The 17,356-nt window shown below is 62.1% G+C and carries 12 protein-coding genes; 3 read left to right on the forward strand and 9 right to left on the reverse strand.

Annotated elements, in window-relative coordinates; genetic code table 11:
* Positions 1 to 40 precede the first annotated feature (40 nt).
* The 4 genes from GDN47_RS24085 to GDN47_RS24100 form a co-directional block, all read right to left on the reverse strand.
* A complete protein-coding gene (locus GDN47_RS24085) occupies positions 41 to 3,151 on the reverse strand; it encodes an efflux RND transporter permease subunit (protein ID WP_152094416.1) in 3,111 nt (1,036 codons plus the stop codon).
* Positions 3,148 to 6,267, reverse strand: a complete 3,120-nt coding sequence (locus GDN47_RS24090; RefSeq protein WP_152094417.1) for an efflux RND transporter permease subunit — start codon at positions 6,265 to 6,267, stop codon at positions 3,148 to 3,150. Before GDN47_RS24090 ends, GDN47_RS24085 begins: the two co-directional genes overlap by 4 nt.
* Positions 6,264 to 7,766, reverse strand: a complete 1,503-nt coding sequence (locus tag GDN47_RS24095; RefSeq protein WP_152094418.1) for an efflux RND transporter periplasmic adaptor subunit — start codon at positions 7,764 to 7,766, stop codon at positions 6,264 to 6,266. The genes GDN47_RS24090 and GDN47_RS24095 overlap by 4 nt, the downstream gene beginning before the upstream one ends.
* Before the next feature lie 214 nt (positions 7,767 to 7,980).
* Positions 7,981 to 9,090, reverse strand: coding sequence for an RHE_PE00001 family protein (locus tag GDN47_RS24100; RefSeq protein ID WP_113353747.1), 1,110 nt, complete (start codon positions 9,088 to 9,090; stop codon positions 7,981 to 7,983).
* Positions 9,091 to 9,261: 171 nt separating this feature from the next.
* Between GDN47_RS24100 and GDN47_RS24105 the strand changes: the two genes are divergently transcribed.
* Positions 9,262 to 11,769: a heavy metal translocating P-type ATPase gene (locus tag GDN47_RS24105; RefSeq protein WP_152094419.1), complete on the forward strand. Its 2,508-nt coding sequence runs from the start codon at positions 9,262 to 9,264 to the stop codon at positions 11,767 to 11,769.
* Between the two features lie 229 nt (positions 11,770 to 11,998).
* Here the strand turns inward: GDN47_RS24105 and GDN47_RS24110 are convergent, their stop codons facing one another.
* Entirely contained in the window at positions 11,999 to 13,189 is a 1,191-nt protein-coding gene (locus tag GDN47_RS24110) for an acetyl-CoA C-acyltransferase (protein ID WP_152094420.1), read from the reverse strand.
* Positions 13,190 to 13,356: 167 nt separating this feature from the next.
* Between GDN47_RS24110 and GDN47_RS24115 the strand changes: the two genes are divergently transcribed.
* The gene (locus tag GDN47_RS24115) at positions 13,357 to 13,584 is read left to right on the forward strand and encodes a type II toxin-antitoxin system VapB family antitoxin (protein ID WP_152094421.1); all 228 of its coding nucleotides are present in this window, start codon (positions 13,357 to 13,359) and stop codon (positions 13,582 to 13,584) included.
* Entirely contained in the window at positions 13,584 to 13,979 is a 396-nt protein-coding gene (locus GDN47_RS24120; RefSeq protein ID WP_113353751.1) for a type II toxin-antitoxin system VapC family toxin, read from the forward strand. Before GDN47_RS24115 ends, GDN47_RS24120 begins: the two co-directional genes overlap by 1 nt.
* A 23-nt stretch (positions 13,980 to 14,002) precedes the next feature.
* Here the strand turns inward: GDN47_RS24120 and GDN47_RS24125 are convergent, their stop codons facing one another.
* The 4 genes from GDN47_RS24125 to GDN47_RS24140 all read right to left on the reverse strand — a co-directional run bounded on the left by GDN47_RS24125 (position 14,003) and on the right by GDN47_RS24140 (position 17,355).
* Entirely contained in the window at positions 14,003 to 14,308 is a 306-nt protein-coding gene (locus GDN47_RS24125; protein WP_112341489.1) for a hypothetical protein, read from the reverse strand.
* 103 nt (positions 14,309 to 14,411) lie between these two features.
* On the reverse strand, positions 14,412 to 15,851 hold the full coding sequence (locus GDN47_RS24130) for an MFS transporter (protein ID WP_113353752.1): 1,440 nt from the start codon (positions 15,849 to 15,851) through the stop codon (positions 14,412 to 14,414).
* Positions 15,852 to 16,048: 197 nt separating this feature from the next.
* Positions 16,049 to 16,711, reverse strand: a complete 663-nt coding sequence (locus GDN47_RS24135; RefSeq protein ID WP_113353753.1) for a sulfite oxidase-like oxidoreductase — start codon at positions 16,709 to 16,711, stop codon at positions 16,049 to 16,051.
* An 80-nt stretch (positions 16,712 to 16,791) separates the two neighbouring features.
* A complete protein-coding gene (locus GDN47_RS24140; RefSeq protein WP_113331568.1) occupies positions 16,792 to 17,355 on the reverse strand; it encodes a HutD/Ves family protein in 564 nt (187 codons plus the stop codon).
* Position 17,356: the final 1 nt, after the last annotated feature.

Here is a 17,356-nt window from a genome sequence, read left to right on the forward strand (position 1 = left end):
CGAAATCCCATGACGCTTTTCGGCATCACGCTCTAACCCCTCAAGTTGATTGCGGCGATATTGGCGGTGCCGAAGCTTGCGCCTTCGGCGACCATTTCGCATGCAGCTTGGCAAGCATCAGATAGATGATCGGCGTGGTATAGAGCGTCAGCACCTGCGACACGACGAGGCCGCCGACGATGGTGATCCCGAGCGGGCGTCGCAGCTCCGAACCGGGGCCGGTGGCGATGATCAGCGGGATGGCGCCCATCAATGCTGCCAGCGTCGTCATCAGGATCGGCCGGAAACGCTTCAGGCATGCCTGATAGATAGCCTCTTCCGAAGACAGGCCGAGTATGCGCTCGCCCTGCAGCGCGAAGTCCACCATCATGATGCCGTTCTTCTTGACGATGCCGATCAGCAGGATGATGCCGATGAAGGCGATGATCGTCAGCTCGGTACCGCTGATCGCAAGCGCCAGCAGCGCGCCGAGGCCGGCGGACGGCAGCGTCGAGATGATCGTCAGCGGATGCGCCAGGCTCTCATAGAGGATGCCGAGGACGATATAGACCGTCAGCAGTGCCGCCAGCAGCAAGAGCGGCTGGCTGCCGGAAGATTGGGTGACGCTCGCCGCATCGCCGGCGAAATCCGCATGCAGCGTGTCGGGCAGGTGCATGTCCAGCACCGCCTTCTGGATGGCATCGTTGGCGACCTGCAGCGGCGTGTTGAGCGCCAGATTGTAGGAGATGGTGACGGAGGGATATTGACCCTGGTGATTGACCACCAGCGGCGCCAGCGTGCGGTCGATCGACGCCACTGCGCTCAACGGCACCTGCGTACCGCCGGAGGCGGGCACGTAGAGCTTCGAAATGTCATGCGGATCGAGCGCATAGTTCGGGTCCGCCTCCAGCACGACGCGATACTGGTTGCGCTGCGTGTAGATCGTCGAGATCTGCCGCTGCGCGAAGGCATTGTTGAGCGCGGAATCGATAGACTGGATGTTGACGCCGAGCTGGGAAGCGAGACTGCGGTCGATATTGACCGTCGCCTGCAGGCCGTTGGGCTGCCTGTCGGTCGCGACATCGGTCAATCCCGGCAGGGCCTGCATCCGCTCCAGCACCTTGGGCGCCCATTCCACCAACTCGTCGTAATTCGCGCCCCAGAGCGTGAACTGATACTGCGATTGGGACTGCCGCGCGCCGGCGCGGATATCGCCCGGCGAAAACAGGAAAGTGCTGAGGCCGGGAACAGCCATCAGCTGCTTGCGCAGCCTGTCTATGACCTCGGCCGTTGGCGCACGCTCCGGTTCCGGCTTCAGCGAGATGAAAAGCTGGCCGCGATTGATGGAGCTGGAAAAGCCGCCACCGCCGACGGAAGAGCCAATACCGGAAACGGCGGGATCCTTCGAAGCGATATCCGCCGCCTGTTGCTGCAGCTTGACCATGGCGGGATAGGAAATATCGGTCGCAGCCTGCGTACCGCCTTGGATGAAACCCGTGTCATCCTGCGGAATGAAGCCCTTCGGAACCTTGACGTAGAGATAGCCCGACATGACCACGCAAGCGATGATGACGACCACGGAAAGGAAACGGTGGTGCAGCACCGCCCGCAGCGTCCGGCCATAAAAGCCGGTAATCGCACCCAGCGTGCCCTCGACGATGCGGCCGAACAGGCCAGGCCGGGCATCGATATCGTGCTGGCGCAGGCGATGGCCGCAGATCATCGGCGTCAGCGTCAGGGACACGAGCGTCGAAACGACGATGGTAAAGCCGAGCGTCAGCGAGAAGGTCTGGAAGAAGCGGCCGACGATGCCGCCCATGAAAAATAGTGGAATGAAGGCGGCAAGCAACGACAGGCTGATCGAGATGACGGTAAAGCCGATCTGCTTGGCGCCTTCGAGCGCTGCCCGCATCGGCTTCATGCCCGTTTCCAGATTGGCATAGATATTCTCGATCATGACAATGGCATCGTCGACGACGAAGCCGACGGATACGGCAAGCGCCATCAGCGAGAGATTGTCGATCGACAGCCCGAAGAGCCACATCGCGGCAAAAGTGCCGGCGAGCGATAGCGGCACAGTGACGCCGGCAGCGACTGTGGGGGTAGTGCGCCGCAGGAACACGAAGACGACGGCCATGACCAGACAAATGGTGGCAAGCAGCGTCCACTGCATGTCGTTGACGCTGGCATGGATCGTGGTGGTGCGATCGGAAAGGATCGAGATATTCACACCGGCAGGAATGAGCCGCTGCAGTTCGGGGATCAGCTGCTTGACGCCATCGACGGTGGCGATGACGTTCGCATCCGCCTGCTTGGTGATGTTGAGCAGCACGGCTGGCTTGCCGTCATACCAGGCATCCGAGCGGCTGTTGCGCACCCCAGGCTCGACAGTGGCGATGTCGGAGAGGCGAGCGGCGGTGCCATCCCCGCTCTGTACGATGATCCGTCCGTAGGCTTCCGGCGTCTTCAACTGGCTGTTGACGGCAACGGAGAAAGCGCCACCGGCACCGTCGATCGAACCGAAAGGCCCGAGCACGTTGGCGTTGACGATCGCCGTGCGAACGGCATCGAGCGACAGGCCCATCGCAGAAAGCCGGTCCGGATCCAGCCGGACGCGGATGGCGGGCTGGTCGGCGCCGCTCACGGTCACCCCGCCGACGCCATCGACCTGCGAGATGCGCTGCACCACAACTGTATCCGCCGCATCATAAATAGCGCTCGGAGAGACATTGTCTGAGGTCAGCGCCAGAATAAGAACCGGGGCCGCCGCCGGGTTGATCTTGCGGAAGGACGGGAGAGTGGGCAGATCGCCGGGCAGGTCCGTCGCAGCCGCGTTCAACGCCGCCTGCACATCCTGCGCCGCACCATCGACGCTACGCGAGAGATCGAACTGGACGATGATCGTGCTCGAGCCGAGCGAGCTGACGGACGTCAATTGCGTAACGCCGGCAATGGTCCCGAGATGACGCTCCAGTGGGGCGGCCACGCTCGCCGCCATACTGGCCGGATCGGCCCCTGGGCGGCTTGAGGAAACGACGATTGTCGGCAGATCGACGGTCGGCAGGCTCGCGACCGGCAGAAAGCGATAGGCAACGATGCCGAGGATCATCAGCCCGATCGCCAGAAGCGTCGTCCCGACAGGGCGTTTGATAAACGGCTCGGAGATGTTCATCTCTCGCCACCCGCCAGTTCTTTCATCTCGGCGCTCGGCATGCCACTAGTGCGGCCGACGATCTTGGCGCGCAGGCGCTCGAAGGCGAGATAGATCACCGGCGTCGTATAGAGCGTCAGGAGCTGTGACAACACGAGACCGCCGATGATGGTGATCCCAAGCGGAATGCGCAGCTCCGCCCCCGTGCCCTGGGCGAGTGCCAGCGGCAGCGCGCCGAAGAGTGCCGCGAGCGTGGTCATCATGATCGGCCGGAAACGCAGGATCGAGGCTTTCAGAATGGCCTCGCGCGGCTCCAGGCCTTCCTTGCGCTCCGCCTCCAACGCGAAGTCGATCATCATGATCGCGTTCTTCTTGACGATACCCATCAGGAGCACGATGCCGATGAGCGCGATAATCGACAGATCCTGCCCGAACAGCATCAGCGCCAGCAGCGCGCCGACACCGGCCGAAGGCAGCGTCGACAGGATCGTCACCGGATGCACGGCGCTCTCATAGAGCAGGCCGAGCACGATATAGATCGTCACGACCGCCGCCAGGATCAGCCAGGGTTCACCCGCAAGCGAGGATGCAAATTCTTCGGCATCGCCCGAATATTTGCGCTGGATATTATCGGGCATCTCGATATCTCGCTCCGCCACCTTGATCTCGGCGACGGCATCGCTGAGCGACGCCCCCTTGGCGAGATCGAAGCTGAGCGTCACAGCCGGGAACTGCTCATCATGGCTGATGACCAGTGGCGCGGTCGTGAAACTCGCCGTCGTGAAGGCGTTGAGCGGCACCTGCGTGTCGCTGGCGCCGGCGACATAGAGTTTGTCGAGAGATTTCGGATCCGACTGAAATAGCGGTGCCGCCTCCAGGATGACGCGATACTGGTTGGCCTGGCCGTAGATCGTCGCGATCTGCCGCTGGCCGAATGCATCATTCAAAGTATCGCTGACAGCCTGCATCGATACACCGAGCCGCGAAGCAGTCTCGCGATTGACATCGACGAAGATACGCCCGCCGCCCATCTCCACTTCGGAGGCGACATCCGTCAGCTTCGGGCTTTCCTGCAGCCGCTGGACAAGCTTCTGCGCCCAGTCGACCACCGTATTCGTGTCCGTGCCCGTAAGGGTATATTGGTAGGGCGCACGGCTGGCCCTGGTGCTGATCGAGATGTCGCGCACGCTCTGGAAGGTGACGTGGATGCCGGGCAAGCCCGTCACCTCGCCGCGCATCCTCTCGATGATATTATCGGCGGACGCGTTACGCTCACTCCGCGGCTTCAGCACGAGACTGAGATTGCCGGTGTTGAGCGTCAGATTGCTCGCGCTGGCGCCTATGACGGCAACGACGCCAGCAACATCCGGATCCTTGCGCAGCCGGTCGGTCACATCAGCCTGGATCTGCTTCATGGTTTCGAAGGAGGTCGTCGGCTCGGCTTCGACGACGGCGGTGATGAGGCCCGTGTCCTGCGCCGGCAGAAAGCCCTTGGGGATGACGACATAAAGCGCGATCGTCGCAGCCAGCGTCACCACCGTCATCAGCAGCATGAGAGGGCTGCGATCCACCGCCCAGACAAGGCTGCGCCGATAGCCTTCAACCATCCAGTCGGTGAAACGGTCGGCACCGGCCAGAAAGCCGCCCTGATGCTCTTTTGGCTTGCGCAGGATGCGCGCGCACATCATCGGCGTGAGCGTCAGCGAGACCACGGCCGATACGACGACGGCAATGGTGAGCGTCAGCGCGAATTCGCGGAACATGCGCCCGACGATGCCAGTCATGAACAGCAGTGGAATGAAGACCGCAACCAGCGAGACGGTCAGCGAAATGATCGTGAAGCCGATTTCGCCGGCACCCTTCAGCGCCGCCTGCATCGGATTTTCGCCCTCTTCGATATGGCGCGCGATGTTCTCGATCATCACGATGGCGTCGTCGACGACGAAGCCGGTGCCGATGGTCAGTGCCATCAGCGAGAGATTGTCGAGACTGAAGCCGGCGAACCACATGACGCCGAAAGTGGCAATCAGCGACAGCGGCAGCGCGACGCCGGCAATGAAGGTCGCCGTCATCGTCCGCAGGAAGAGCAGGACGACGAGGATGACGAGACCGATACTGATGACCAGCGTCCATTGCACATCATGGATCGAAGCGCGGATGGTCTCGGTGCGATCATTGACGATATCAAGGGAGACGCCGGCCGGCATCGCCTGCTTCAGCTTCGGGATCTGCTTCAGCACATTCTCGACCGTCTGGATAACGTTGGCGCCCGGCTGGCGCATGATATCGAGAATGACGGCGGGCTGGCCCTGATACCAGGCGCCGACACGGTTGTTTTCCAGTCCTTCGACGACGGTTGCGACGTCCTTCAATTGCACCGGCGCGCTGTTGCGGTAGGCAACGATGACCGATTTATAGACGTTCGGATCGACGATCTGGTCGTTGGCGGCAAGCGTGAAGCTTTGCTGCGTGCCGTCGAGCGAACCCTTCGCACCGGCAACGCTGGCATTGGTGATCGCCGTACGGATGTCCTCCAGGGCAAGTCCATAGGAGGCAAGACGCGGCAGATCCGCCTGGATGCGGATGGCAGGCTTGACGCCACCCTGGATATTGACGTCGCCGACCCCCGACACTTCGCTCAGGCGCTGCGCCATCATGGTATCGGCAAAATCGCTGAGCTCGCGGATCGAATAGCTGTTGGAGCGCAGAGCCAGTGTCACGATCGGCGTATCGGCGGGGTTCACCTTCGAATAGGTCGGCGGATAGGGAAGCGTGCGCGGCAAGGTCGATCCGGCGGCATTGATGGCCGCCTGAACATCCTGCGCCGCGCCATCGATATCGCGGCCGAGATCGAACTGGAGCGTGATCTGGCTGATGCCAAAGGCGCTCGACGAGGTCATCGAAGCCAGCGACGGGATTTGGCCGAGCGGCCGCTCCAGCGGCGCCGTCACAAGCGCCGCCATCGTATCGGGATCGGCACCTGGAAGCTGCGTCGTCACCTGTATCGTCGGAAAATCCACTTGCGGTAAGGGCGCGACCGGCAGGAAGAGAAAGCCGAGAATGCCGCCCAACAGCACCGCCACCCCGAGGAGCGAGGTGGCGATCGGTCGGGAGATGAAGAGCGACGAGACGTTCATTGTTGCTGCGTCGGCGTAGCGGAGGAATTGTTGGAGGCCGAGCCGCCGCCCGTATCCGCACCCTGTTCGCCAGCGGCGCCAGGCTGACCATCCTGGCCGCGATGGCCATTATTACCGCCGGCACCGCCCTGCCCACCTTGACCACCCTGGCCATTGTGGCGGCGATGCGGACGTTCGCCCGCGTTTGCGGTGCCTGGAGCAGCATTCTGTTGGTCGTTCTCTGCAACAGGCTGCCCGCTATTGTCGGTTGACGGAGCAGCCGGCGACGCCTGATCCGGATTGGCCGAAATCTGCACCTTCGACCCATTCTGAAGCCGCGCGAAACCGGTCGTCACCACCTTGTCGCCGCGCGTCACGCCATCGGCGATGACCGCAAGCGTATCGTCCTGCTGGCGCACTTTCACCGGCTTCATCGCAACAGTCTGATCCTGGCCGATGATATAGACGAAGGTTCCGTTCGGTCCGCGCTGCACGGCGCCGCTCGGAATGACGGTAACGCCCTTCAGCGTCTCCACAAGCAGGCGGGCATTGACGAAGGCACCGGGCCACAACGCCAGCTTGTCGTTGGGGAAATTCGCCTTCAGCTTGACCGTGCCGGTGGTGGGATCGACCTGATTGTCGACCACTCCAAGCGAACCATTGTCGACTACCGTCTCGCCATCGTTGCCCAAAGCCTGAACGGAAAGCGTTCCGGCCGCACTGGCCGCATTGACGCGGGCAAGCTGTTGCTGCGGAATGGAAAACAGCACGGAGATCGGCTTGATCTGCGAGAGCGTTACGATGCCGGTCGCATCGGACGAACTGACGAGATTGCCGACATCGACGTTGCGGATGCCGGTGCGCCCATCGAAGGCTGCCCTGATCGTCGTATAATCGAGCGTTGCTTGCGCACTCTCGATAGCAGCCACATCCGCCTGGACCTGTGCGGTATATTGGGCCACCAGCGAAGTCTGCGTATCGACCTGTTGCTGCGTACCGGATGCGCTCTTCACCATCATCTGGTAGCGGGCTAGATCGCGCTGCGCACCCGCGAGCAAAGCTTCGTCCTGCGCCTTCTTGGCGATTGCCTGATCGAGCTGTGCCTTATAGACGGAATCGTCGATGCGGGCGATGACGTCGCCCTTCTTGATGTCCTGGCCCTCGACGAAATTGATTTCGACAATTCGTCCGCTGACCTGCGGGCGCACTGTCACTGTATTCAGCGCCTTCACCGACCCAACGCCGTTGATGTAGACGGGGACATCGGCGGTCGTCGCATCGGCAGCAAGTACGGGAACCGGTCCGCCGAACTGCGACATGCCGCGCCGTCTGCCGCTGCCGCCGCCCTGCCCCTGGCCGCCGCGGCGCTCACCCTGGGCTTGCTCGCCTGGCGCAGCCGCGCTCTGATAGCCGAGCAGCTTCTCTGCCGGCCCAAGCCAACGATCGCGGATCGCATAGGCGCCGTACCCAACCACGCCAATCACAGCCAACCACACGACGACCCGAAACGTCCGAGCCATTCACGCACCTTCCTTCAAAGCTCGGGGTGATCGACGATCCCCCGATATTCATGGCGCGACCTTAGCTTGCATCGCGCCGCTTAGGAATTTGGTATGGCCATTAAATTTTGTCCATTTTAGCGCCACTTAGCGTAACAAACTGTAACATTGGACGAAAAACTAGGGTTGTGGTTGCAAGGTGGATGCATCTACCCGCACAAGCCGCTGCAGCGCCTCAAAGCACGCCCCAGCCACGGTAGCGACCACGGCCTGTCATCTCGCGCAGGCCGAGTTCGGCCACCAGATTGAGCGCACCTCTGGAGGTGACGCCGACATGACGCGCGATCATCTTCGCCGAAACGATGGGCCGCGACAGCACGATATCGATGACTTCGGGCAAGCTGCTGTTGGACCGCCGATCCTTGAGCCGGAGCTCCATCTGCAGCCGGGCAAGCGAAAGGCGATCGAGCTCCTTCAGACCTGAATCGGCCGAAAGTGCCATGGCTTCGAGAAAGGCTGTCAGCCGCGTGGTGCGATCCGGCGCACGCCGGCGGTCGTGACGGACGGCTTTCAGGCCGACATTCAGGCAAAAGAGATGGGATGTGACCTTGCCCCGGCTGCGCAGATAGGCGCTGACCAGCAAGCCGCCGAGCCAATGCTGCCGCCGCAGTGGCTCTATTCGCTCCCAGGCATCGAAAAGCACCGCCGCGCCGAGAGCGGGCGGCAGCAGATCCGCCTCGCGAATGACAGCGCGCCAGCTCTCCAGCCGTTCATCCTCATCCCAATCCTCATCACGGATGAGTGCAAGGGGATCGTCAACGTCAACGGTCGGCTGCCGAGCTTCCGGAACGCCGCCATTCAGGATCTTGTCGGATCGGGCGAGGATCGCGTCGATCTCGGCGAAATCAACGCCGAAATCGTCTTCCCCATCCACCGGCTCGTCCGGCTCCATGGCCGGGGCAGGCGTCGAACGCGGCGCAATGATGTCTTCGGTTTCGCCGACGTCACCGCGCAGGACGGCAAGACCCGCCGCCTCCAGGCCCCAGGAAGGATCGGCGGTCCAAAGGCGGCGCCTGCTACGCAGCACCGCATGGGCGATGGTCAACTCGTGCGTCGGTGTGCGCGTATCCATGCGCGCATCATGCAGGACGAGATCCTCCACATGCACGAGTTCGCCGCCGACCCAGAGCGCACCAGCGGCATCGAAAAAGTGCCCCCGCTCGCGAAAACCATCCGCCACCGCATGCCTCAAGACACGCTCATCCAGCCGCGCCAACATATCCTCCGCCTTGACGATGGCAGGCAGAAGCGTGGCAAGTTGCAGCGTGGTCAGATCATATCGCATTGGAATCACATCATTGCATCGATCTAACGGAACTTATCATCGCCGTCCGCGGCGAGATAGGAAGGCAACCCTGTGAACTGTGGATGGCAATTACTATTTTCCGTCTTGACCTTCCAGCGATGGGAAGGTTCATAAGGCTTTCCGACGCCCTTTCGGGCAAAGGAGTAAGACATGGCACAGCACAACGAGCACGATCACGGCCATCATGGCCACGGTCATCACCATCATCATGATGCCGACATTCAGGATGTGGTGATCCGCGATCCCGTCTGCGGCATGACCGTCGATCCCGATGCTGGCAAGCCATCGCTGGATTATCGCGGCCGTACTTTCCACTTCTGCAGTGACGGCTGCCGTACAAAGTTCCAGGCTGCACCGGAAAACTACCTCACGGCGAAAGACCCGGTCTGCGGCATGCCGGTGGACCGTGCCACCGCCCGCCACTTCCTAAAGCACGAGGGCGAAAAATTCTATTTCTGCTCGGCCAGTTGCAAGGCAAAGTTCGAGGCAAATCCAGCCTCCTATCTCGACGGTAACAAACCGGCGCCAAAGCCGGTGCCGAAGGGCACGCTCTATACCTGCCCGATGCACCCCGAGGTCATCAGCGACCATCCCGGCGACTGCCCGAAATGCGGCATGGCGCTGGAGCCGATGGGTGTTCCCGCCGCCGATCACGGCCCGAACCCGGAGCTTGCCGATTTCACTCGCCGGTTCTGGATCAGCGCTGCCCTATCACTGCCGCTGCTTGTTATCAGCATGGGTCCGATGATCGGCTTGCCCATTCGCGACTGGATCGGCGAACCTCTTGCCACATGGGTCGAACTTCTGCTCGCGACGCCGGTCGTGCTTTGGGCGGCGCTGCCCTTCTTCCGCCGCGCCTGGAATTCGCTCGTCAATCGCAGCCCCAATATGTGGACGCTGATCGGTCTCGGCGTCGGCACCGCCTATCTCTATAGCGTCATCGCCACGCTCGCCCCCGGCCTGTTTCCCATGAGCTTCCGAGGCCATGGTGAGAGCGTCCCCGTCTATTTCGAGGCGGCTTCCGTCATCGTCGCATTGGTCTTCGTCGGCCAGGTACTCGAGCTGAAGGCCCGCGAACGCACCGGCTCGGCCATTCGCGCGCTTCTCGATCTCGCCCCGAAAACAGCACGGCGCATCGGCGCCGATGGCAGCGAAACCGATGTGCCTGTCGACGAAATCCAGGCCGGCGACCGGCTACGCGTGCGCCCAGGCGAGCGCGTCCCTGTGGATGGCTCCGTCATCGAAGGGCAATCAACTGTCGACGAATCGATGATTACGGGCGAACCTCTGCCAGTCGAAAAGGCCAAGGGCGACGCCGTGACCGGCGGCACCATCAACAGGAACGGCGGACTCATCATGCAAGCCGAAAAGGTCGGCGCCGAGACCACCCTCTCGCGCATCGTCGAGCTTGTCGCCAAGGCGCAGCGCTCGCGCGCGCCAATCCAGACGATGGTCGATCGCGTCTCCGCCGTTTTCGTGCCGGCTGTGGTCGCGGCCGCCATTATCGCCTTCGCCGTCTGGGCCTTTGTCGGGCCGGAGCCGAGGCTGGCGCATGCGCTGCTTGCCGCCGTCGCCGTGCTGATCATCGCCTGCCCCTGTGCGCTGGGGCTGGCAACGCCTATGTCGATCATGATCGCCACGGGCCGAGGCGCACATGAGGGCGTACTGGTGCGCGATGCCGAGGCGCTGGAACGCTTCGCCAAGGTGGACACGCTGATCGTCGACAAGACAGGCACGCTGACCGAGGGCAAGCCGAATCTGACCGACATCGTCCCCGCGACAGGCACAGACGAGGCCCGCCTGCTCTCGCTTGCTGCCAGCCTGGAGCGCGGCTCAGAACACCCGCTTGCCGAAGCGATCGTCGCCGGCGCCGAGGAGCGCAAGGCGCGATTCGTCGAGATCTCCGGCTTTGCGGCGGTGACAGGCAAAGGCGTCGAGGGCCACACCGGCGAAGCCGCGATCGCCCTCGGCAACGCGGCGATGATGTCCGATCTTGGCGTCTCGATCGAGGCCTTGAAGGCCGAGACGGAGCGCTTGCGCGGCGAAGGCAAGACCGTCATGTTCGTCGCCGTCGACAGGAAGCTTGCCGGCCTCGTCGCCGTCGCCGACCGGATCAAGCCGACCACTGCCGCCGCCATCAAGGCGCTGCATGAGAGCGGCTTGACCATCGTCATGGCAACCGGCGACAACGGCAAGACCGCCGCTGCCGTCGCGAAGCAGCTCGGCATCGACGAAGTACGCGCCGACATGCTGCCGGAAGGCAAGAAGGCACTGATCGACGAACTACGCGCCAAAGGCCGCATCGTTGCCATGGCCGGCGACGGCGTCAACGACGCTCCCGCGCTTGCATCAGCCGATGTTGGCATCGCCATGGGCACGGGCGCCGACGTCGCCATGGAAAGCGCCGGCATCACGCTGGTGAAGGGCGATCTCAACGGCATCGTGCGGGCGCGCCACCTCTCGGAAGCGACCATCCGCAACATCAAGCAGAACCTTGCCTTCGCCTTTGGCTACAATGCGCTCGGCGTGCCGCTCGCAGCCGGCGTGCTCTATCCGGTCTTCGGCCTGCTTCTGTCGCCGATGATCGCTGCAGCGGCGATGAGCCTGTCCTCGGTCTCGGTAATCGCCAACGCACTCCGGCTGCGGTTGGTGAAATGAGGACATCGACCGCGTTTGTTCGCCTTCTCCGCACCCACGCGGCCCCTCACCCCTGCCCTCTCCCCGCCAGCGGGGAGAGGGGGCTTTGATCTAATAGCCTACGATCTGCCTGCAAATTCGCCGTCTGGCGCGGTCGTCCCTTCTCCCCGCCAAGCGGGGAGAAGGCTAGGATGAGGGGCATACTCGCAGGCGCGGCATCGGCAGATGCACCTGACTTGCCCGAATTCGCTTACCCAACCCGCTCCACAGCAATCGCCGTTGCCTCGCCGCCGCCGATGCAAAGGGCTGCGACGCCCTTCCTTGCACCCTGACGCTCGAGCGCATGCAGCAGCGTCACGATCAGCCGCGCACCGGTGGCACCGATGGGATGGCCGAGCGCGCAGGCGCCACCGTTGACATTGAGACGATCGCGAGCAATGCCGAGCTCCTTGGCAGCTGCCATGGCGACAACGGCGAAGGCCTCGTTGATCTCGAAGAGATCGACATCGCCGATCTTCCATCCGGTCTTATCGAGCAGCTTGCGGATCGCCGGGATCGGCGCGGTGGTGTACCAGGCCGGCTCCTGGGAATGCGTCGCATGCGCCTTGATCTCGGCAAGAATGGGCAATCCCTCGCGCTCGGCAACCGAGCGGCGTGTCAGGATAAGCGCGGCCGCACCATCGGCATTGGCTGAGGCGCTGGCCGCCGTAATCGTGCCATCCTTGCGGAAGGCGGGCTTCAGTGTCGGGATTTTTTCCGGCGAGACCTTTTGCGGATGCTCGTCCTTGGCAATGGTAATGGGGCCGCCCTTCGCCATGATGGAAACCGGGGTGATTTCGGCTTCGAAGGCGCCGTTCTCCGTTGCGGCACGGGCGCGCGATAAGGTCTCGACCGCATAGGCATCCTGATCGTCGCGGCTGAACTGATAGGCCTCAACCGCCAGTTCGCCGAAATCGCCCATGGAACGGCCCTTCTCGTAGGCGTCCTCGAGCCCGTCGAGCATCATGTGATCGAAGATGCGGTCATGGCCCATGCGATAGCCGCCGCGAGCCTTGGCCAGCAGATACGGCGCATTCGACATGGATTCCATGCCGCCGGCAACGGCGATCGAGGCCGAACCAGCGAGAAGTAGGTCATGCGCCAGCATGGTGGCCTTCATGCCGGAACCGCAGACCTTGTTGATCGTGGTGGCGCCGACGGCATTCGGCAGGCCGGCCCCGCGCGCAGCCTGTCGGGCCGGCGCCTGTCCCTGCCCCGCAGGCAGGACGCAGCCAAACAGAACTTCATCCACTTTCTCCGCCGAAAGACCGGCACGCGTCAGCGCCGCGCGGATGACATGCGCGCCAAGCTCGTGCGCCTGCAAGGGCGAGAGATCTCCCTGGAAACGGCCCAGCGGCGTGCGGGTAGCGGAAACGATGACGATGGGATCGGTAGCGGACATGACATCTCCTCACGGACAGCAAACCATATCTTCGGACCATTCCTATCACGTTAGATGATGATCGTCATCTAAATATCGCAGAAAATAGGATACAGCCAACGGCGCACATGATTGCCTTCCTCGCGCAGAGAGCTTAAGGATATCCGTAGAATTTAAAGGGATATTCCATGCCGCTTTACATCAAGGACGATGCCATTGATCGATTGGCGCGGCGCTATCAGGCGCTGACCAAGGCCACGACCAAGACGGAAGCCGTGCGGCTTGCCTTGCAGAAGGCGCTGGATGAGGAGCTGACCAAGCCGGCGCTTGCCGACGTCGCGGTCACTTTCTGCCGCAATCTCAAACAGAAGGCCATCGCCAAAAGCGAAAGCGCCGGCATAGCGGAAGAGATTTGATGTTTATCGACGCTTCAGTGCTGTCGGCGATGATGACCGACGAGGAGGAGGCGCGTGCCTTCGCCATCCGCATGCAGCCGGCAACAGCGCGAATGACTTCGCCGCTTGTCGCGGCGAATGCCGCAATCCTTGTCTCCGATACTTTGGGATTGTCGCCGACCGAGGCCGGCGAAGCTGTCCGCACGTTTCTGCAGCTTATGAACGTTCAGCTGCTTGCTGTGCCGCCCCGCGCCGCCACCTTGGCGACGGAAGCCTACGAGCGCTATGGCCAAGGCGACCATATGGCGCGCCTCAGCCTTGACGATTGCATGACCTATGCCTGCGCTCGCTATTATCGCCAGCCGCTATTGTCGAAAAGCGACCGGTTCAAGCAGACGGATATCGAGCTGGCTTAAGACCAGCTCGAGCCATCACGCCGTTACGGGCAAAGCGAAGCGGAGCCTGCACTATAGGTGCTCGAACGAGCGCCGACGGAGTTAGGGGCAGCAGCGCATTGCAGGCGGGAAATGGAGTCGCCGGCGCGGATCGGACCTGTCACCGACGGATCGGTGTTGATGGTGCCGTCCGGGAGAATTGCGTCCTTGGAATGGTCGACATTGCCAACATCGGCCTGGAACGCCTCGACATTGACGCGCTTGGGATGATGCTTGTGAGCCTGCTCCGCCATGGCGGCGCTGGACATGCCGAGGACGAGAGCGGAGATGGCGAGGGTTCTGAGCAGCATGGGACTGCCTCCTGTGGGAGTTGACGCGGATTGCATATGGGAACTGGCAGCCCACATTACAGCGGCTTGCCTGTCAATATCGTTAAGAATTTGAAGGTTTTGATCAGGTCTTCACTTTATGGCGGGATACCTCTGCACCGGCATCGTGCGGCAGGCTGATAAAACGCAATGCGGAGATGCCACCGATAAGGCCAACGATGAGGAAAGCCCAGCGAAAATCGACAAGCGAAAGCGTTTCCCCACCATGAATCGTGCGCGAGAGATTGAGAACCGCAGCAGCGACGGCAACGCCAAGCAGCAGTGAAACCTGCTGCAGCATGCTCGACAATGTGGAGGCGGAGCTGCGCTGCGCGGCATGGATATCGGCAAACCCCAGCGTATTCAGCGCCGTGAAATTCATCGACCGCGAAAGCCCGGCGATGAATAGCAGACAATATATCAATAACTCCGGCGTCGACGGAGACAGAAACGCGCATCCGGCAATGCTGGCCGACGAGATCAGACCGTTGACCACGAGCACGTTGCGGAAGCCGAAGATTCTCAACATCTGCGTGGTGATCGCCTTCATGCCGAGATTGCCGGCGAAATAGAAGAGCAGATAGGTGCCGGCATCGATCGCCGTGCGCCCGAAGCCGACCTGGAAGAGCAGCGGGATCAGGAACGGCGTGGCGTTGATCGCCACACGGCTCGCCGTGCCGGCCGAAAGCGTCGACATGGCGAAGGTCTGCACCTTGAAGGCGGAGAGATCGAGCAAGGGCGCATCAACCGTCATAAAATGCCGGGTGGCGATGATGGAAAACACCACGCCTGCAGCGATCAACCCTATGCTGGGCGCCAGCCCCGTCGTGCCCTGCACCACGAATTCAAGGCCGGCAAGCAAGAATGTCAGCCCTGCCGCCGATTGCAGGAAGCCGACGAAATCGAGGCGGGCGACCTTTTCCTCCCGCTGATCCGGCACGAAGCGCAGGACGAGACCCAGACCGATAATGCCGATGGGGATATTGATCAGGAAGTTCCAATGCCAGCTGAGATAGGTGGTGATGAAGCTGCCGAGGACGGGGCCGATGACAGGCGCCGTCAGCGCCGGCCAGGTGATCATCGACATCGCATGCACCAGATCGGACTTGCGCGCGTTTTTCAGCACGATGATGCGGCCGACCGGCGTCATCAGCGCGCTGCCGACACCCTGCACGGCGCGGGCAATGATGAACTCGGTCAAATTCCCCGAAAGACCGCAGAACAGCGATGCCACGGTGAAGATGGTGATTGACGCCAGGAACACCCGCCGTGCACCATAGCGATCGCCGGCCCAGCCGGCCAGCGGCACGAAGGCGGCCATGGTGAGAAGATAGACCGTGATGCCGATGCTCATCGACACCGGCTCGACTCCAAAAGTTGTCGCCATCTGCGGCAGCGAGGTGGTGACAATGGTGCCGTCCAGGATCTGCATGAAGAAGGAGACGGCGACGACGAAGGCGATGATGCGGGACTGCCGGCCGAAACTTGCTTCGGAAGGCTCTTCTATGGTCCTGGCAACGGTCATGAGATGAAATTTCGGATATTGGCGTTCAAGGAAGCCGAGTACTCCCGGCAACAATCATACGATCATTGAATACGCCCATCATGGCGGCTTGCAAAGCCACAAACCCAGACGTCGCCATCAAAAATTGCCACGGTGACATAAGAACCGCGATTCGGGAGGGCCAGTGCAGGGTACTCACCCGCAAAGCGCCGAGAGCGTCAATCGTCCGAGTAACGCTGCTCCCGCCAGGGATCGCCATACATGTGATAGCCGTTCTTCTCCCAGAAGCCGGCCCTGTCGGCACCGATGAGCTCGATGCGGTTCAGCCACTTGGCGCTCTTCCAGAAGTAAAGATGCGGCACGACGAGACGCATCGGGCCGCCATGCTCGCCGGTCAGCGGCTGGCCCTCCCAGGCGGTGGCCAGAATCGCATCCTCAGCCGCGAAATCCGCAAGCGGCAGATTAGTAGTATAGCCGTCATAGCTCGTCAGCAGCACATGCTGCGCCTCCGCCGTCGGCATGGCGAGATCGAGGAGATCGCGTGTAGAAACCCCTTCCCAGCGATTGTCGTAGCGTGACCAGGTCGTCACGCAGTGGATATCGCTGACACGGGTGCTTTGCTCTATCGCCTGGAAAGCGGCCCAATCGAGGCTGAGTCGATTTTCCACGAAGCCGATTACATCGAGCCGCCAACTCGACAGAGAAATTTGCGGCTGCACGCCGAGATCCAGCACCGGCCAGTTCTTCACGAGATGCTGCCCCGGCGGCAGCCGCTCCGTCTCCGGCCGGCTGATACGCCCCGTCAGAAACTTGCCCTCCGCCGCCCAGCGGCGCTTGGAAGTCGTAAGCTTGCTATCGGCGGGGATCTGATCGTCGCTCATGCAGCTATCCTCTTTCTACTAGATAGAAATAGGATGACCGAGCTGGACAGGTGTCAAGTCAAGGAACGGCAGATAGCTGACTATATTGCCGCGATGGCGATATGGAACAGCTGCGCCTTACCCGAGATCGAGTGCCCCCCGGCGCTGTCGTTGGAAATCAAAAGGCAATCGCCAGCATCAAGCGCCATGCCATCGATTTCGGCATTGCCGCGATGGCAAAGAACCAGATTGGTCCCGGTCTCGAAAGCGACCTCCCTATGTTCATCTATAGCAACCCGCCGCACGGAATGCGTAAAACGGCCCCGCCGCGTCATCACATTGAGATCGGTAATCGTGCCGTCGATCAGCGTCGCCGAAGTCGGCGCATCGGCAGCAAAGGGCAGCGGCTCGCTCGCCTGCGTCAGACGCTCGGGCGCGCGCCCCTCAATGAAGAGTGTCATGCCCTCACCCTCGAGAATGGATAGTGTGCGATCAATGCCGGGAAAGACCGAGAACGGCCCATCTGTGGCAACAGTCGCCATGCTGACGCGCCAGTCGAAGTCGGCAAGCCCGGCGCCGTCGGGCGAAACGGCGATCTCCACCGTTTCGCCGCCGCCGTTTTTCCAGGGCATGCGCTTGTGGTCACTGGCGCGCAGCAGCTTCATC

This window comes from Martinezella dioscoreae, from assembly GCF_009176305.1.
Taxonomy (GTDB): Bacteria; Pseudomonadota; Alphaproteobacteria; order Rhizobiales; family Rhizobiaceae; genus Rhizobium; species Rhizobium dioscoreae.